Source organism: Serratia sp. HNCC26DJ206 (genome assembly GCF_057180605.1).
On the sequence record NZ_JBXUGP010000004.1, the window covers coordinates 179,924 to 197,877 of the forward strand.

At 54.8% G+C, this 17,954-nt stretch carries 13 protein-coding genes; 8 read left to right on the forward strand and 5 right to left on the reverse strand.

Annotated features, from left to right (window positions below; all coding sequences use genetic code 11):
• Together sapF and fabI are read left to right on the forward strand one after the other, a co-directional pair.
• Positions 1–813, forward strand: coding sequence for a putrescine export ABC transporter ATP-binding protein SapF (gene sapF, locus AC2A1E_RS04480; protein WP_484382740.1), 813 nt, complete (start codon positions 1–3; stop codon positions 811–813).
• 24 nt (positions 814–837) lie between these two features.
• Positions 838–1,626, forward strand: a complete 789-nt coding sequence (fabI, locus tag AC2A1E_RS04485; protein WP_484382741.1) for an enoyl-ACP reductase FabI — start codon at positions 838–840, stop codon at positions 1,624–1,626.
• A gap of 88 nt (positions 1,627–1,714) precedes the next feature.
• Here the strand turns inward: fabI and AC2A1E_RS04490 are convergent, their stop codons facing one another.
• Positions 1,715–2,611, reverse strand: a complete 897-nt coding sequence (locus AC2A1E_RS04490; RefSeq protein ID WP_484382742.1) for a LysR family transcriptional regulator — start codon at positions 2,609–2,611, stop codon at positions 1,715–1,717.
• Between the two features lie 185 nt (positions 2,612–2,796).
• On the opposite strand from AC2A1E_RS04490, the gene AC2A1E_RS04495 reads away from it, so the two are divergent.
• On the forward strand, positions 2,797–5,103 hold the full coding sequence (locus tag AC2A1E_RS04495) for an FdhF/YdeP family oxidoreductase (RefSeq protein WP_484382743.1): 2,307 nt from the start codon (positions 2,797–2,799) through the stop codon (positions 5,101–5,103).
• A gap of 179 nt (positions 5,104–5,282) precedes the next feature.
• The gene (locus tag AC2A1E_RS04500) at positions 5,283–7,217 is read left to right on the forward strand and encodes an exoribonuclease II (protein WP_484382744.1); all 1,935 of its coding nucleotides are present in this window, start codon (positions 5,283–5,285) and stop codon (positions 7,215–7,217) included.
• Between the two features lie 152 nt (positions 7,218–7,369).
• Here the strand turns inward: AC2A1E_RS04500 and AC2A1E_RS04505 are convergent, their stop codons facing one another.
• Positions 7,370–8,140 carry a response regulator gene (locus AC2A1E_RS04505; RefSeq protein ID WP_484382745.1) on the reverse strand — a complete coding sequence of 257 codons (771 nt, stop codon included), beginning with the start codon at positions 8,138–8,140 and terminating at the stop codon, positions 7,370–7,372.
• Between the two features lie 386 nt (positions 8,141–8,526).
• Here AC2A1E_RS04505 and AC2A1E_RS04510 point away from each other — a divergent pair, with 386 nt between their 5' ends.
• A complete protein-coding gene (locus AC2A1E_RS04510) occupies positions 8,527–10,593 on the forward strand; it encodes a carbon starvation CstA family protein (RefSeq protein WP_484382746.1) in 2,067 nt (688 codons plus the stop codon).
• Positions 10,594–10,635: 42 nt separating this feature from the next.
• On the opposite strand, the gene fsa is transcribed toward AC2A1E_RS04510, so the two are convergent.
• The gene (gene fsa / locus AC2A1E_RS04515; protein ID WP_473187261.1) at positions 10,636–11,301 is read right to left on the reverse strand and encodes a fructose-6-phosphate aldolase; all 666 of its coding nucleotides are present in this window, start codon (positions 11,299–11,301) and stop codon (positions 10,636–10,638) included.
• Between the two features lie 148 nt (positions 11,302–11,449).
• Here fsa and AC2A1E_RS04520 point away from each other — a divergent pair, with 148 nt between their 5' ends.
• The 3 genes from AC2A1E_RS04520 to AC2A1E_RS04530 are packed head-to-tail and all read left to right on the forward strand — an operon-like array spanning position 11,450 to position 15,581.
• Positions 11,450–12,349 carry a glycyl-radical enzyme activating protein gene (locus AC2A1E_RS04520; protein ID WP_484382747.1) on the forward strand — a complete coding sequence of 300 codons (900 nt, stop codon included), beginning with the start codon at positions 11,450–11,452 and terminating at the stop codon, positions 12,347–12,349.
• Positions 12,350–12,353: 4 nt separating this feature from the next.
• Entirely contained in the window at positions 12,354–14,786 is a 2,433-nt protein-coding gene (locus AC2A1E_RS04525) for a formate C-acetyltransferase/glycerol dehydratase family glycyl radical enzyme (protein WP_484382748.1), read from the forward strand.
• 48 nt (positions 14,787–14,834) lie between these two features.
• Positions 14,835–15,581, forward strand: coding sequence for a DeoR family transcriptional regulator (locus tag AC2A1E_RS04530; RefSeq protein ID WP_484382749.1), 747 nt, complete (start codon positions 14,835–14,837; stop codon positions 15,579–15,581).
• A 30-nt stretch (positions 15,582–15,611) separates the two neighbouring features.
• Here the strand turns inward: AC2A1E_RS04530 and araD are convergent, their stop codons facing one another.
• Positions 15,612–16,307: an L-ribulose-5-phosphate 4-epimerase gene (araD, locus tag AC2A1E_RS04535; RefSeq protein ID WP_484382750.1), complete on the reverse strand. Its 696-nt coding sequence runs from the start codon at positions 16,305–16,307 to the stop codon at positions 15,612–15,614.
• 326 nt (positions 16,308–16,633) lie between these two features.
• On the reverse strand, positions 16,634–17,954 hold a 1,321-nt coding region (locus AC2A1E_RS04540; protein ID WP_484382751.1), incomplete at its 5' end, for a hypothetical protein.

The window sequence follows — 17,954 nt, forward strand, 5'->3', positions numbered from 1 at the left end:
ATGGAAACGCTGTTGGAAGTGCGCAATCTGACCAAGACTTACCGTTATCGCACCGGGCTGTTCCGCAACCAGCATGTGGAGGCGGTGAAGTCCGTCAGCTTTACCCTGCGCGAACGCCAAACCCTGGCAATCATCGGCGAGAACGGCTCTGGCAAATCAACTCTGGCGAAAATGCTTTCCGGTATGATCGAACCCTCTTCCGGTGAGGTCTTGATTGGCGACCATCCGCTGGAATTTGGCGATTATCGTTACCGCAGCCAGCGTATTCGCATGATCTTCCAAGATCCCAGCACCTCGCTCAATCCGCGCCAGCGCATCGGCCAGTTGCTCGATGCACCGCTGCGGTTGAATACCGATCTGCAAGCCACAGAGCGCGAAGTGCGCATCAACCAGACTCTGCGCCAAGTGGGGATGCTGCCGGACCACGCCTATTATTATCCGCATATGCTTGCCTCGGGCCAGAAACAGCGTGTCGCCCTGGCGCGTGCGCTGATCCTGCAACCCCAGGTGATCATCGCCGACGAAGCGCTGGCATCGCTGGATATGTCGATGCGTTCACAAATCATTAACCTGATGCTGGAATTGCAGGAAAAACACGGAATATCATATATTTATGTCACACAGCATCTGGGCATGATGAAGCATATCAGCGATCAGGTGATGGTGATGCATGAGGGTGAAATCGTTGAACGTGGCAGCACGGCCGAGGTGCTGGCGGCTCCGCTGCACGAACTCACCAAACGCCTGATCTCCAGCCATTTTGGTGAAGCACTGACCGCCGATGCCTGGCGGCGTGACGGCGGCAGGTTCTGAAATAAACTTCAAGGATAACGGTATATGGGCTTTTTAACCGGCAAACGTATTCTGATCACCGGCGTTGCCAGCAAACTTTCCATCGCTTTTGGTATTGCGCAGGCCATGCATCGTGAAGGTGCCGAACTGGCCTTCACCTACCAGAATGACAAACTCCAACCGCGCGTGGCAGAATTCGCTGCCGCATTGGGCTCTGACCTGCTACTGGAATGCGACGTGGCGCAGGATGCAAGCATCAGCGCCATGTTTGCAGAGTTAGGGCAACGCTGGCCAACGTTTGATGGCTTCGTCCACTCGATCGGTTACGCCCCGGCGGATCAGTTGGATGGCGATTACGTCAACGCCGTGACGCGCGAAGGTTTTGCCATTGCCCACGACATCAGTTCCTACAGTTTTGTAGCGATGGCCAAGGCCTGCCGCACCATGCTCAACGCTAATTCGGCATTATTGACGCTGTCTTATCTTGGAGCAGAACGTGCAATTCCCAACTATAACGTGATGGGCTTGGCGAAAGCCTCATTGGAAGCCAACGTGCGCTATATGGCCAATGCCATGGGGCCTGAAGGGGTACGGGTTAACGGCATCTCCGCCGGGCCGATCCGCACGCTGGCCGCATCCGGCATCAAAGACTTCCGCAAGATGTTGGCCCATTGCGAGGCCGTGACGCCGATTCGCCGTACCGTTACCACCGAGGACGTAGGCAACACCGCCGCCTTCCTGTGTTCCAACCTGGCGGCCGGTATATCCGGTGAGATCGTGCACGTTGACGGCGGTTTCAGCATTGCTGCGATGAATGAGCTGGAGCTGAAATAATTCAACAGGGCTGAACAGTTTCAGTCCTACTTTGTTTGCCCCCACGGTTTCTTCGCCACGATAAAAGTGACATTGTCACCTTAAAACCCTATTGCAGCAGCCATTCCTGCGCCGCATCAAAGAAATGCTGCGCCAGCGGGGTTGCGCGGCCCGGTTCGGCAATCACCAACGCGGCATGACGCGCCATCGGTGGCATAGCAACCGCCCGCCGTTGCAGCTGTGGCGTCATGTCCTGCAACAGGCTGCCGCTGGGGAACAACCCGCAGCCCAACCCGACAAAAATCCCCTGCAACAGTTGGAAAATCGACGTACTTTCCAAACGAACGTGCAGCGCAAGACCGGCATCGCGGAAGTGTTGATCAAGATAGCGGCGGAAATAGCGTGTCGGCTCAGCCAGGCACAGCGGCAATGCCGCCACGGCGTCCAACGCCAGCGGGCTATCGCCAGCCAGATCAGGAAAACGCTGCGGATGAAACACCAGTTCCACCCCGCTGTCTGCCAGCGGTTGTGACTGGAAATGCAGTTCCTTGAGGGTCGAAACTTCAAAAAAGCCAATACCAATATCCACCGTGTGGGCGGTTAGCGCTTCCAGCAGTTGATCGGCACTCATCACCGCCACCCGATAATCCAGCTGTGGATAACGCTCACTGACCGCTTTCAGCAATTGAGCCAGTGAAATACTGCACTGTGGCACGGTTCCCAGGCGCAGCGTGCCATTCAGGCCGTGCTTGAGCGATTCCACCTCTAGCTTCAGCCCCTGATAGACCGAAACAATTTCCCGTGCCCACACCAGCACGCGTTCACCTTCCGCGGTGAATCCTTCGAAATTGTTACCCCGATTGATCAGCGCCACGCCCAGCTCTTTTTCCAGATTTTTCAGCCGCATGGATAGCGTTGGCTGACTGACAAAGCTGGCCTCTGCCGCGCGGCCAAAGTGACGCTCGCGTTCAAGATTACACAGGTAAATCAGCTGCTTAATATCCATGTGGTGGCCTGGGAGATAAGTTTTGCGTTGAGTATATCATTCTGGCGATAAATGCCCTCTATGCCGTCATTGCTCCATTCGATTAGACGCCCCGCCTGCGCCCTCCTAAGCTTGTGACATAAATACTCAAAGTGCTTAAAAAGGTGCTTACCTTTTAATAACAATGATCACCTGCGAAGAAAACCATGAAATTCAAACCGTCAATCAAGCCTTATCGCGGCGCGGCGGGTGGCTGGGGCTCGTTGGAAGCCACCACCCGCTATGTGTTCGACAGTAAACAACCGCTGCAAAACCTGCGTAATCTGATGCGCATTAACAAAGCTCGCGGTTTCGATTGCCCTGGTTGCGCCTGGGGCGATGATAACCACAGCACCTTCAGTTTCTGTGAAAACGGGGCCAAAGCGGTCAGTTGGGAAGCCACGCGCAATGCGGTTGAACCGGCCTTTTTTGCCACCCACAGCGTCAGCAAACTGTTGCAGCAAAGCGACTATTTTCTGGAGTATCAGGGACGCCTTACCCACCCGATGCGATATGACACTGCCAGCGATCGCTATCAGCCCATCAGTTGGCCCGCGGCTTTTGCCTTGATTGCTCAGCATATCCACCAAATGGATAACCCCAACCAGATCGAACTTTATACCTCCGGCCGTACCAGCAACGAGGCGTCTTATCTTTATCAACTGTTTGGCCGCATGCTGGGTACCAGCAACTTCCCTGACTGTTCCAATATGTGTCACGAAGCTAGCGGCGTCGGTCTCAAGCAAAGCATTGGCGTCGGTAAAGGCACCATCCGTATGGAGGATTTCGAGCAAGCCGATGCCATTTTTGTGTTTGGTCAGAATCCGGGCACCAACCACCCGCGCATGCTGCACAGCCTGAAGCAGGCCGCCAGCCGCGGTGCGCGCATCGTCAGTTTCAACACGCTGCGCGAACGTGGGCTGGAGCGTTTTGCCGATCCGCAGAACCCATTGCAGATGCTGACGCCGAAATCTTCTCCTATCAGTTCGGCCTATTTCCAGCCCAACCTCGGTGGCGATCTGGCTGCCGTGCGCGGCATAGTGAAAGCGCTGTTGGAGACGCATCGCCAGCAGTTGGCAGAAGGTAAAACCGGGCTATTCGACCTGGCGTTTATTGACCAGCACTGCGTCGGCGTTGAAGAGTATCTGGCACAGGTGGATGCTACAGATTGGCCGCACATTACCCAACAATCTGGCCTGAGCGAAAGCCAATTGCGCCAGGCGGCGACCATTTATCAGAGTGCTAAGCGCGTTATCTGTACCTGGGCGATGGGGATCACCCAGCATAAACACTCGGTGGCAACGGTACGCGAAATCACCAATCTGCAACTGCTGTTCGGCCAGTTGGGCAAGCCAGGAGCCGGATTGTGCCCGGTGCGCGGCCACAGCAACGTGCAAGGCAATCGCACCATGGGTATTGATGAGAAAGCGCCCAAAGCGCTGCTCGACAGCCTGGAACAGCATTTCGGCTTTACGGCGCGCCGCGAGGCTGGGCATAACACGGTGGAAGCGATCGAGGCCATGCTGCGTGGCGAGGTCAAAGTACTGTTGGCGCTCGGCGGTAACCTGGCGGCAGCGGCGCCAGATACCAAGCGTACCGCACAGGCTCTGCGCAACTGCGATCTGACGGTGCATATCAGCACCAAGCTGAACCGCAGCCATCTGATCACCGGGAAAGAGGCGTTGATTCTGCCCGCCTTGGGGCGCACCGAGCTTGATTTGCAGGCCAGCGGCCCGCAGTTCATCACGGTTGAGGACTCTTTCAGTATGGTGCATGCCTCAGAAGGCATCGGCAGGTCGTTGGCGGAGACGCAACGTTCGGAAACCGCCATTGTCTGCGGTATTGCCAATGCGGTGCTGGGCAGCGAAAAGCTGGACTGGCTGGAATTGGCTGATGACTATTCGTTGATCCGCGATCATATTCAGGCCACCCTTCCCGGCTTTGACCATTTCAACCAGCGTTGCGAACAGCCCGGTGGCTTCTATCTGGGCAATGCCGCCGCAGAGCTACGTTTTGCCACGCCAAGCGGCAAGGCACAGTTCAGCGCTGCGGCGTTGCCAGAGACGCTGTCCTCACACCACAGCACCGAACAGGCACCTTTTACGCTACAGACCCTGCGTTCACACGATCAGTACAACACCACCATTTATGGGCTGGATGACCGCTACCGCGGGGTCTATGGTCAGCGGGAAGTGCTGTTTATCCACCCGGAAGACCTGGCAGAACTCGGCCTGAACGATGGCGAGTTGGTGGAAATTGAAACCCTGTGGCATGACGGCGTGGTGAGGAAAATCAGTGGCTTCAAGCTGGTCAGTTATGCTATCCCACGGGGCAATCTGGCGGCCTACTATCCGGAAACCAATCCGTTGGTTCCCTTGGATAGCTTTGGCGATGGCACCGGTACGCCGACCTCTAAATCCATTCCGGTGACGATCCGCCGCAGTGCCAGCGCACCCGCATGGCGCATCGCCTGACCTTGATGGCAAACCATGGCTGAAAACCATGGTTTGCCAATGACTTGTTCTTGGCCGATCCGGCAAATTATCCCACATCAACGCGGTGAAATCGTGACGTTAGGCTTGCCCACAGCAGGTGATTCGCGTAAAACTGTCTGCCGCAAATCTTGCCACTCACAACCCATTCACTGGACGATATGTTTCAAGATAACCCGCTGCTGGCGCAGCTTAAACAGCAACTTCACTCTCAAACCCCGCGTGTTGAAGGCGTAGTAAAAGGGACTGAGAAAGGTTTTGGCTTTTTAGAAGTCGACGGTCAGAAGAGTTATTTTATTCCGCCGCCGTACATGAAAAAAGTCATGCATGGGGATCGTATCGTCGCCACCCTGCATACCGAAAAAGATCGCGAGATCGCTGAGCCGGAAACCCTGGTTGAGCCATTCCTGTCGCGCTTTGTCGGCCGTGTGCAGAAGAAAGACGATCGTCTGTCCATCGTGCCCGACCATCCATTGCTGAAAGACGCGATTCAGTGTCGTCCAGTGCATGACGTCACTCATGCCTTCCAGGCCGGTGACTGGGCGGTGGCAGAAATGCGCCGCCATCCTTTGAAGGGCGATCGCGGTTTTTATGCCGATCTGACCCAGTTCATTACCGACGCTGAAGACCATTTCGCCCCATGGTGGGTGACGCTGGCGCGCCATAATCTGGAAAAAGAAGCACCAGACATGGTCGCCATCAGCGAACATGACGCCGCTCTGCCGCGTGAAGATCTGACCGCGTTGGATTTCGTCACCATCGACAGCGCCAGCACCGAAGATATGGACGATGCGCTGCACGTGCAGGATAACGGCGACGGCACATTGCAGTTGACCATCGCCATTGCCGATCCGACCGCTTATGTCGAGCAAGGCAGCAACCTGGATGATATCGCCCGCAAGCGCGCTTTCACCAACTACCTGCCGGGCTTCAATATTCCGATGCTGCCGCGCGATCTGTCCGACAACCTGTGTTCGCTGCGCCCGCATGAGCGCCGCCCGGTGTTGGCTTGCCGCGTGACGATCGCCGCAGACGGTGCTTTGAGCAACGATATCCACTTCTTTGCCGCCGAGATCGAGTCCAAAGCCAAGCTGGTTTATGACGAAGTCTCTGACTGGCTGGACGGCATTGCCGGTTGGCAACCGCCAAGCGAAGTCATCGCGCAGCAGATCACCTTGCTCAAAAAAGTGTGCGATAACCGTAACGCCTGGCGCCACCAGCACGCGCTGGTGTTTAAAGATCGCCCAGACTACCGCTTTGTGCTCGGTGAAAAAGGTGAAGTGCTGGACATCATCACCGAACAGCGCCGCACCGCTAACCGTATCGTTGAAGAATGCATGATTGCCGCCAACGTTTGTGCCGCGATTGTGCTGCGCGATCGCCTCGGTTTTGGCATTTACAACGTGCATACCGGTTTCGACCCGGCGCTGGTCGAGCAAGCGGTTAACGTGTTGCAGACCAACGCCGTTGAAGCAGAAGCGGAAAAACTGCTGACGCTGGACGGATTCTGCGAACTGCGCCGCCATCTTGATGCGCAGCCCACTCAGTTCTTGGACAGCCGCATTCGTCGCTTCCAGACTTTTGCCGAGATCAGCACCGTTCCTGGCCCGCACTTTGGCCTGGGGCTGGAAGCCTATGCCACCTGGACGTCGCCAATCCGTAAATACGGCGATATGGTCAACCATCGCCTGCTGAAAGCCATTATCAGCGAGCAAGCGGCCAGTAAGCCGCAGGATGAAGTGACAGTGCAACTGGCTGAACGCCGCCGCCTGAACCGCATGGCCGAACGCGACGTTGGCGATTGGCTGTATGCCCGCTTCCTGCAAGACAAAGCTGGCACCGATGAGCGCTTCACGGCGGAAATCATCGACGTGACCCGCGGCGGCCTGCGCGTGCGCCTGCTGGAAAACGGCGCGGTGGCCTTTATTCCCGCCCCGTTCATTCATGCAGTGCGTGATGAACTGGTGTGTAGCCAGGAAACCGGCATGGTGCAGGTGAAAGGCGAAATGGTTTATCGCCAGAGCGATACCCTACAGGTCAACATCGCCGAAGTGCGTATGGAAACCCGCAGCGTGATTGCCAAACCGGTTGCGTAACTGAACTGATAGTCATCAGGGCGATACTGCGGTATCGCCATGATGGTTGCTGATAAAATAGCTTTTTAGCGGGCCGTTGCGGCTAAGTGGCATGGCAATTCGGAGAAGCCTAGAAGGCACCAAACCATCCCTTCTTTCTCGGAAGTAGATTGTTATGAACCATTTGTCACGGCTTCCATTACCACTTTAAAAAGCTCTTCCACTCGGTTTGTTGAGCCGATGGCTCCTTGCTTTCTTGCCATCTCTTTATGTTCCGGGGAGTTTGACGACGCATAGATCATGAAGGGTGTTTTATCGCCCATTTCACGCAGCTTTTGAAGGAGAATATAACCTTCTTGTGGACCCTCTTTCCGACCCATATCGGAGATAATAGCCGCAAATTTATTTGTTTTAAGAAGTTCTAAAGCCTCGTTAGTTGATAATGCAAGCGAGAACACAATCCCTTGGGCCTCAAACGCCTGCCGTTCATAGACGTTGTTTTCAGGGCGATCATCGACCCATAAAATACGATTTCTCCACATATCATGTTTACTTTGGCGTGGTGCATTTGAGACAACGTTAACTATTTCCCTGATTTGTACTTCAGAAATGCCAGCACTGTTTTCAGGCTGTTTTGCGGATGCTGCCGCAAGAGAGGCTGCACTAGCCACCTGCGCTTTTATATAGTTTTCCTCATTTCGAAAATCAGAAGGACCGTATAGTTTGTGATGATGTTTTGCCACAAGCCATAGAAACCCAACAAAGACTATAATCGGAAAGAAAACCATGAAGTAGATCAGCGGTGTCAAGTGTTCTGACAGACCCTCCCCAAAAATAACTACGAGTGAAGCAAACCCGTAAACCAGAACAATGAAGAGAGCAATGATACCTAAGGGGCTTTTGGTGAAACTCAGCGCGGACTCAGCAAACTTGTCTGTCGTCATAGCATTTCTTTCCAAGGCTAATAACGTGCATCATTATGGTGTATACGAGTGAGCACATCACTCTAAACCGGAGCAGGTTCAGAATTCTATATCACGTTAAATCACTATATCGAGACTGACCTCAAAATAAATAGCTAATTGCAACAATCTCATTGTCCATTTTCTACGCCGCTACTAGGCGACCAAATGTAGTCTTTTTTATTGTGCCTCGCTCAACACTTTCCTTGTCACATCACCTTGTTTTTTCAATAAACACCCGCTAAGTTCACATTTTTCATCTGAGCGACTTCTCTTCACGTTTAAAATCCCTATTTTTAACCTACCGCTCACTTTCACTTAAAAAACATGACCTTTACCTACCTCTGCATAACAAGGAGTTGTTAAACATGAAAAACGTCAAGTCCGGCATTATCTGGCTTGCGGTGGCGTTGCTCGGTGCCTTCGCTTTCGCCATGCTGGCACTTAGCCGTGGAGAGCCCGTCAACGCGGTCTGGTTAGTGATCGCCGCCGTCTCCTGCTACAGCATTGCTTATCGCTTCTACAGCCTGTTTATTGCCAAAAATGTGTTTGAACTGGACGATCGCCGGTTGACCCCGGCGGAGCGCCATAATGATGGCCTGGACTATGTTCCTACCAACAAATGGGTGCTGTTCGGCCACCACTTTGCCGCCATTGCCGGTGCTGGCCCGCTGGTTGGGCCGATCCTGGCGGCGCAGATGGGCTTCTTGCCGGGCACCATCTGGATCCTGGTTGGCGTAATGATGGCCGGTGCGGTGCAGGACTTTTTGATCCTGTTTATCTCCACCCGTCGCGACGGGCGCTCTCTGGGTGAAATGGCCAAGCAGGAGCTCGGGACCTTTGCCGGGGTGATCACCATGCTTGGTGCGTTGGGGGTGATGATCATCATCCTGTCTGCGTTGGCTCTGGTGGTGGTGAAAGCGCTGGCAGACAGCCCGTGGGGCCTGTTTACCATTGCCGCTACTATTCCTATCGCGTTGTTTATGGGCGTTTACATGCGCTTTATCCGCCCAGGTAAAATTGCCGAAGTCTCGCTATTTGGTTTTGTACTGATGATGGCGGCGATTATCTACGGCGGTAATGTGGCGCAGCATCCCTATTGGGGCCCGTTCTTTACCCTGCACGGCACCACCCTGACCTGGGTGCTGGTGATTTATGGCTTTATCGCTTCAGTGCTGCCGGTGTGGCTGCTGTTGGCACCGCGTGATTATCTGTCTACTTTCCTGAAGATCGGCGTTATCGTCGGGCTGGCGGTGGGGATTGTGTTCGCCATGCCGGAAATGAAAATGCCAGCGGTATCGCGCTTTATCGACGGTAGCGGCCCGGTCTTTGCCGGCTCACTGTTCCCATTCCTGTTTATCACCATTGCCTGCGGCGCCATTTCCGGCTTCCACGCCCTGGTTTCCAGCGGTACTACGCCAAAACTGATCGAGCGTGAAAGCCATATCCGTTTTATCGGCTATGGCGCAATGCTAATGGAGTCATTCGTTGCCATCATGGCGCTGATCTGTGCCTCGGTGATCGACCCTGGCGTTTACTTTGCCATGAACTCCCCGGCGGCGCTGATCGGCACCACGGTGGAAAATGCCTCACAGGTGATCAACGGCTGGGGCTTTATGGTGACCCCCGAAATGCTGACGCAGATCGCCAAAGATGTAGGTGAGAACTCAGTCCTGTCGCGCGCAGGTGGTGCACCCACCTTCGCCGTTGGGATGGCACACATCATCACCGAAGTGTTCAACAGCCGTGCCATGATGGCCTTCTGGTATCACTTCGCCATTCTGTTTGAAGCGCTGTTTATTCTGACCGCCGTCGATGCCGGTACCCGCGCCTGCCGTTTTATGGTGCAGGATCTGGTCGGTATCGCCATTCCACGCTTGGCCAACAACCGTTCATGGATCGGCAACCTGGCAGGAACCACCGTTGCGGTCTCCGGTTGGGGCTTCTTCGTTTATCAAGGGGTGGTTGATCCATTGGGGGGCATTAACACTCTGTGGCCGCTGTTCGGCATCGGTAACCAGATGCTGGCCTCAATGGCGCTGATCCTCGGTACCGTGGTGCTGTTCAAAATGAAGAAGCAGCGCTACGCCTGGGTGACCATTCTGCCGACCATCTGGCTGTTCATTACCTCAATGACCGCTGGCTGGCAGAAAATCTTCCACGAAAAACCGAGCATTGGCTTCCTGGCGCAGGCGAAGAAATTCTCTGCCGGAATTGAGCAAGGCACGCTGATCGCCCCGGCGAAATCGCTGAAAGACATGGAAACCATCGTGTTCAGCAACCAGATTAACGCCGCGTTATGCGCCTTCTTTATGCTGGTAGCGGTCACCATGCTGGTTTCCGCTTTCTTTGTGATCCGCCGCGCGATGAACTCAAACACGCCGACGGTGCGCGAAAGTACCATCGTTCTGCGTGAAGAAACCGGGCGTATCTGAAGGTTTTAAATCATGGGCGGCTCAGCGCCGCCCATTATCCACTCAACTCAGCAGCGTGGTGCCAAAAGCGCCCTGCCAATCCTGTTCAAACTTCTCTACCGCCGCCTGCACCGCCGGTGTGCCAATAAACTGCTCAGCCACGTCTACCGGCAAAGTAATCGACTGACAACCCGCCAGCAGGCACTCCAGCGCCTGACGCGGCGTTTTGAAGCTGGCTGCCAGCACTTTGGCATGCGGGGCATGCAGATTAAGTAACTGTTGCAGCTCATGCACCATTGCAATGCCGTCACCGCCCTGCGCATCAAGACGGTTAACGTAAGGTGCCACATATTCCGCCCCCGCCAGCGCCGCCAGCAAACCCTGGCCCGCGCCGTAAACCGCCGTTCCCAGCGTGGGGATCGACATCGCTTTAAGCTTTTTGATAGCCGCTAAGCCTTCTGCGGTAACCGGGATCTTTACTACCAGCCCCGGTACTCGCTGATTCAGCAGCACCGCCTCTGCCACCATGCGCTCCGCGTCGCTGGCCATCACCTGCGCAAACAGCTTGCCGGTGCCGCCAAGGGCATCGCGCAGAGCGGGCAGCACTTCCCAAATCGGTTTACGTTCTTTAGCCACAATGCTGGGGTTGGTGGTCACACCGTGCAGCGGCAGCACCCGCGCCAGACGTTTCACTGCGGTGACATCGGCGGTATCGAGATAAAGCTCCATGTCGGTCTCCTGATTATTTTGCGAACAAATTCAAACTCTCATCATAATAAGGCAAAAAGGCCTTCGCTATTTGATCAAAATCAATACAAGCTTCATTCGAAAGATATTTAATTTACGTAAGAAGAAAACTAAACTTCACAGGTGAACAATGCTTTTCAACCTACAGCGCTATTCTACACATGACGGCCCAGGCATCCGCAGCGTGGTGTTCCTTAAGGGGTGCTCCCTGGGTTGCCGCTGGTGCCAGAACCCGGAAAGCCGCTCACGCCAGCAGGAATTGCTGTTCGATGAACGCCTGTGCCTGACAGGCTGCACCCTGTGCAGCGAACGTTGCTCGCACGCTATTACGCGCACGCCAGAATCCCTGACTATTCAACGTACACTGCTCAGCGCCGCCGACTATGAGGCTTTGAACGGCTGTTGCCCTACCGGCGCTCTGAGCGTTTGCGGCAGCGCGCTCGATCTCGACGCAGTGATGGCCGAAGTGCTGCGCGATAAACCCTACTATCTGCGTACCGGCGGTGGCCTGACGCTTTCTGGCGGTGAACCCTTTATGCAACCGGAGATCGCCGCAGCCCTGCTCAAACGCGGCCGCGAAGCCGGTATTCATACGGCGGTGGAATCCTGCCTGCATACGCCATGGCCGTACATTGCGCCGTCTTTACCTTGGCTCGATCTGATGCTGGCCGACCTCAAACACGTTGACGAAGTGCGCTTCAAGCAATGGACCGATGGTTCCGCCAAGCGGGTGATGGATAACTTCCGCCGTTTAGCCGCAGCGGGCACCGAGATCACCGTGCGAGTGCCGCTGATCCCTGAGTTCAACGCCGACCGTGCCTCAATCCGCGCCATTACCGACTTTGCCGCCGACGAGGTTGGCGTGAAAGAAATTCATTTTTTACCGTACCACACGCTGGGCATCAATAAGTACCACCTGCTCGGTGCACCTTATCACGCTTCCCGTACCCCACTGGACGATCCTGAACTGCTGGCTTATGCCGAAGATTACGCCAGCGCCAAAGGCTTGACCGCCATTTTACGAGGATAACATTATGACAACGCTGGATCTGACCACCCTGACCGAACGCACCCAGGCGCACAAGAATGCGCTGATCCATATCGTTAAACCGCCGGTCTGCACCGAACGTGCGCAGCATTACACCGAAAGCTACCAGCAGCACCAGGATAAACCGCTGCCGGTACGGCGCGCATTGGCGCTGGCCAACCACCTGGCAAAACGCACTATCTGGATCAAAAACGATGAGCTGATTATCGGCAACCAAGCCAGCGAGCTGCGAGCTGCGCCAATCTTCCCGGAATACACCGTCAGTTGGATCGAAAGCGAAATTGACGAACTGGCCGATCGCCCTGGCGCGGGTTTTTCCGTCAGCGAAGAGAACAAAGCGATCTTGCACAAGCTGTGCCCATGGTGGCGCGGCCAAACGGTGCAGGATCGCTGCTACGGCATATTTACCGATGAGCAGAAAGCGTTACTGGCGACCGGGATCATCAAGGCGGAAGGCAACATGACCTCCGGCGATGCACACTTGGCGGTCAACTTCCCGCTGTTACTGGAAAAAGGTCTGGATGGCTTACGTGACAAGGTCACCGAACGCCGTAGCCGCCTGCATCTGACCGACTGGGACGATCTGCATAAAGAGCAGTTCCTGAAGGCCATCGATATTTCCCTGGCTGCGCTGAGCGAACATATTCTGCGCTTCGCCATGCAGGCCCGCGAGATGGCACAGGAAGAGAGCCGTATCTGGCGCCGTGAAGAGTTGCTGACCATGGCCGCCAACTGCGAGCTGATCGCCCATCAGCCACCGCAGACCTTCTGGCAGGCGCTACAGCTGTGCTATTTCATCCAGTTGATGTTGCAGATTGAATCCAACGGCCACTCGGTTTCTTTTGGTCGCCTCGATCAGTACCTCTACCCGTGGTATCGCCGCGATGTCGAACTGGAACAAAGCCTGCCGCGCGAAAAAGCCATTGAGATGCTGCACAGTTGCTGGTTGAAGCTGCTGGAAGTGAACAAGATCCGCTCCGGTTCACACTCCAAAGCCTCGGCCGGTAGCCCGCTGTATCAGAACGTCACCATCGGTGGCCAGAAACTGGTGAACGGCAAGCCAGCGGATGCGGTCAACCCGCTCTCTTACACCATTCTGGAGTCCTGCGGCCGCCTGCGTTCCACCCAGCCTAACCTCAGCGTGCGTTACCACTCCGGGATCAGTAATGACTTCCTCGATGCCTGTGTGCAGGTGATCCGCTGTGGTTTTGGTATGCCGGCGTTCAACAACGATGAAATTGTTATCCCGGAATTTATCAAGCTGGGGGTCGAGCCACAGGATGCCTACGATTACGCCGCTATCGGCTGCATCGAAACCGCCGTCGGTGGCAAGTGGGGCTATCGCTGCACCGGTATGAGCTTTATCAACTTTGCCCGCGTGATGCTGGCGGCGCTGGAGCAAGGGCGCGATGCCACCTCTGGCAAAACCTTCCTGCCGCAAGAGTTGGCGCTTTCACAGGGTAATTTCAGCCAATTTGATCAGGTGATGGCAGCTTGGGATACGCAAATCCGCTACTACACCCGTAAATCGATCGAGATTGAATGCGTGGTCGATACCGTGCTGGAAGAAAATGCCCACGATATCGTCTGCTCAGCCTTGGTGGATGACTGCATTGATCGCGGCAAGAGCATCAAGCAAGGCGGCGCGAAATATGACTGGGTTTCTGGTTTGCAGGTGGGGATTGCCAACCTCGGCAATAGCCTGGCGGCGGTACGCAAGCTGGTGTTTGAACAAGGGATCATCGGCCAGCAGCAGTTGGCACAGGCGTTGGCCAACGACTTCGCTGGGCTGGACGGTGAACAACTGCGCCAACGGCTGATCAACGCCGCACCGAAATACGGCAACGACGTGGATGATGTTGACCAGTTGCTGGTGCGTGCTTATCAGACCTACATCGACGAACTGAAGCAGTACCACAACACCCGCTTTGGCCGTGGCCCGATTGGCGGTACCTACTATGCCGGGACATCTTCCATCTCCGCCAACGTGCCGTTTGGCGCGGCGACTATGGCGACGCCAGACGGCCGTAAAGCCCATACGCCATTGGCGGAAGGGGCCAGCCCGGCGTCAGGTACCGATCATTTGGGGCCAACGGCGGTGTTCAACTCGCTGTCTAAACTGCCGACCGCCTCGATTCTTGGCGGTGTGTTGCTCAACCAGAAGCTGAACCCGTCCACGCTGGAAAACCCGCGTGACCGCGAGAAACTGATGCTGATGCTGCGCACCTTCTTCGAGAGCTATCACGGTTGGCACGTACAGTACAATATTGTCTCTAGGGAAACGCTGCTGGCTGCGAAGCAACATCCTGACCAATATCGTGATTTAGTGGTGCGGGTGGCTGGATATTCTGCCTTCTTTACCGCATTATCCCCAGACGCACAGGATGATATTATCGCGCGCACCGAACATACTCTTTAATCCGTGAATATTGGCGGCTGTCTCTCGGCAGCCGCATATCAGGCCGCTATGAATTCAAGACAACAAACCATATTGCAGTTAGTTAACGACCGTCGGCGCATCAGCGTCAGTGAACTGGCACGCGCTACCGACGTTTCTGAGGTAACGATCCGTCAGGATCTCAATCTGTTGGAAAAACGCAGCTATCTGAAACGCGTGCATGGCTCGGCGGTGGCGATGGAGAGTGATGACGTCGATGCCCGCATGATGTCCAATTTCATCCTCAAGCAGAAGCTGGCGCGCTATGCCGCTTCGCTGGTCAACGACGGTGAAACCATCTTTATCGAAAGCGGCAGCACCAACGCCCTGCTGGCCCGCTATCTTGCCGAACGCAAACACATCACGCTGATTACCGTCAGCCATTACATCTCCCATCTGTTGAAAGAGACCGATTGCGAGGTGATCGTGCTGGGTGGGATGTACCAAAAGAAAAGCGAAACCGTGGTCGGCCCGCTGACGCGGATGTGCATCCAGCAGGTGCATTTCAGTAAGGCCTTTATCGGGGTTGATGGCTACCACGCCGAAACCGGCTTCACCGGCCGCGATATGATGCGTGCCGATGTGGTCAATGCGGTACTGGCCAAAGGGGTGGAAAACATCGTGCTGTCCGACTCGTCAAAATTCGGCCAGATCCAACCCAATCCGCTGGATCCTATGAGCCAGATCGGCCGGGTGATTACCGATTCGCGGCTGGAACTCGACTATCAGCACTTGCTCAAGCGCCAGGGTATTCAGTTAGACCTGGTCGAAGAATAAGACCGCCAACGGGGCCAGTTGGCCCCCGCATTATTGGCCGTAATAGGCATGTTTACCGTGCTTGCGCAGGTAATGTTTATCCAACAGTGTCTGTTGCATATTGGCTAACGCCGGTGCCAACTGGCGTGAAAAAATCCCCATATAGGCCACTTCTTCCAATACCACGGCATTATGCACCGCGCTGTCGGCATCTTTCCCCCAGGCAAACGGGCCGTGCGAATGCACCAGCACTGCCGGGATCGCTGCCGCATCCAAACCGCGCTCAGCGAAGGTCTCAACGATCACTCGCCCGGTTTCCCATTCGTAGCGGCCATTGATTTCCGCCTCATGCATCAAGCGCGTGCAGGGAATGTCACCGTAGAAATAATCCGCGTGCGTTGTTCCCCAGGCGGGAATATCCAACCCGGCCTGCGCCCAGATGGTGGCATGGCGCGAATGGGTATGCACAATCCCACCCGCTGTGGCAAAATTCAGGTAGAGCACCCGGTGGGTATCGCTATCGGACGACGGTTTTTTACTGCCCTCCACCACCTTGCCGCTTTCCAACTCCACCACCACCATATCGTCGCGGCGCATTACGTCATACTCAACGCCGGAAGGTTTGATCACCATCAGCCCCTGTTGCCGGTCTACCGCACTGACGTTGCCCCAGGTAAAAGTGACCAGATGGTGGCGCGGCAGCGCCAGATTGGCTTCCAGTACCTGCTGTTTGAGTTCATTGAGCATCGGTTTGTCCTTGTTGCTTGGCCTACGACTATTGTCGGCAGGCAAGCAACAGGCAGGTATGGCATAAATCGCTAAAGACCACGTAGGGTTCTGCTGGATGAGCAAGGATGTGCTGATTAGTTGTAAGGGCGCGCATTTGTAAACGGTATTCAATGGCTGCTAAATTCCCTACCCGTAGCGGCTAGGTTAAGACGTCGATAGAGAAAATTCGACGTCGTTTACCATTGAACTCGTTGCCCGCGAAAGTGAGCTGGCGACTCATGTTGAACATGTCCCTGAGTTGGATGATCTCATCTCAGGGACATGTTCTCACCTTCCCTAGGGGCTTATTTATTGATAATTTTAACTTTTATCAAACCTTCTCGATCATAAAAATAGTTCTGATTGGTGAACAGATAGTCCCCTTCTTTAAGATGTTGTTCAATCAAGCGACGCGCAGCGGCGTTGAGCTTAGGCTCATTCAACAGTGTTTGACGTTCAGTCGCATTGAACTGACGCACATCAGGGAACTGGGCGCTAAACCAAAAATCGCCATCCGTTCTATAGACATCCATCTGTCTAGCTCGAATCCCGGCCTCATACTCGGCTTTGGAAATCACCTGATGAATGAAAACGTTGCCCCCGGTGGAGAAGCCATCCAAGCGGGTTAGCCCTTGCTGATCGGTCACGCCTACACGAACAACCGCCGAACCATTCCAATTCTGATCATGGGGTAGTAATCCCAAATAGGAATTGGTACCGAAGACTAACGTACCGGGTTTGGGTTTATCGTTCAGCGATGCCTGCACCTCTACGCAAAGTGAATTGTTGATGGCATCGATGGCAATTTTCACGTTGGGGTCTTTGACTTCAAAACGAATGCCCCCATCGTCATTGTCAGGGGAGCGGTTTTTGCCATCGATATCCATACTGAAATCCGAACCATCCCGCCTAGAAAACTTCAGGCTATTCCCTTCAGCGCTACGCACGATGACCAGTTCATACAGGCGGTATTGCCCGACGGGCAGAGTAAAGCGGGTCACTTCCGTACCAGCCACCCAATGAATGCCACCCAACAACTGAGACTCATCAAGATAACCATCGGCAGCGGTAATCTGGGCAAATGTGGTATCAACATAAGTGACACCGAAAGCGTACTGCACGGTGTCATCAATCCTGGAATAGCCTTTGGCATCCGCATCAGGAAGCTTAGCCCAGATTTTTTTGCATAACTCGATGTTGTGTGTTGGCTTATCGGTATTGCTGCCTTCGATATTACTGCTACCGACGTTGATATTACTGACGCTGATTTTTAGCGTTCCGTGACGTTCGTAGCAATATTGCTGGTTGGTAAACAGATAGTCCCCTTCGTGAACATGCTGTTCGAACAACTGACGGCCAGCGGCGCTGAGTTTGGGTTCATTCAACAAGAGTTGCAGCTCTGCGGCACTGATCTGATGCACATCCGGGAACCCTGCGCTATACCAGAAACCGCCCCCCGTGCCATAGACATCCATCTGCGACGCACGCACCCCGGCCTGATAATCAGCTTGGGAAATCACCTCATGGATGAAGATATTGCCCCCGGAGGGAAAACCACCCAGGCACACTTTTCCTTGCTGATCGGTCACGCCTAAACGAATAATCGCCCCGGCATTCCAATCCTGC

Bases quoted from the DNA above. Each gene is read 5' to 3' on its own strand.
- sapF (WP_484382740.1), top strand. From the start codon at position 1: ATGGAAACGCTGTTGGAAGTGCGCAATCTGACCAAGACTTACCGTTAT.
- fabI (WP_484382741.1), top strand. From the start codon at position 838: ATGGGCTTTTTAACCGGCAAACGTATTCTGATCACCGGCGTTGCCAGC.
- AC2A1E_RS04490 (WP_484382742.1), bottom strand. From the start codon at position 2,611: ATGGATATTAAGCAGCTGATTTACCTGTGTAATCTTGAACGCGAGCGT.
- AC2A1E_RS04495 (WP_484382743.1), top strand. From the start codon at position 2,797: ATGAAATTCAAACCGTCAATCAAGCCTTATCGCGGCGCGGCGGGTGGC.
- AC2A1E_RS04500 (WP_484382744.1), top strand. From the start codon at position 5,283: ATGTTTCAAGATAACCCGCTGCTGGCGCAGCTTAAACAGCAACTTCAC.
- AC2A1E_RS04505 (WP_484382745.1), bottom strand. From the start codon at position 8,140: ATGACGACAGACAAGTTTGCTGAGTCCGCGCTGAGTTTCACCAAAAGC.
- AC2A1E_RS04510 (WP_484382746.1), top strand. From the start codon at position 8,527: ATGAAAAACGTCAAGTCCGGCATTATCTGGCTTGCGGTGGCGTTGCTC.
- fsa (WP_473187261.1), bottom strand. From the start codon at position 11,301: ATGGAGCTTTATCTCGATACCGCCGATGTCACCGCAGTGAAACGTCTG.
- AC2A1E_RS04520 (WP_484382747.1), top strand. From the start codon at position 11,450: ATGCTTTTCAACCTACAGCGCTATTCTACACATGACGGCCCAGGCATC.
- AC2A1E_RS04525 (WP_484382748.1), top strand. From the start codon at position 12,354: ATGACAACGCTGGATCTGACCACCCTGACCGAACGCACCCAGGCGCAC.
- AC2A1E_RS04530 (WP_484382749.1), top strand. From the start codon at position 14,835: ATGAATTCAAGACAACAAACCATATTGCAGTTAGTTAACGACCGTCGG.
- araD (WP_484382750.1), bottom strand. From the start codon at position 16,307: ATGCTCAATGAACTCAAACAGCAGGTACTGGAAGCCAATCTGGCGCTG.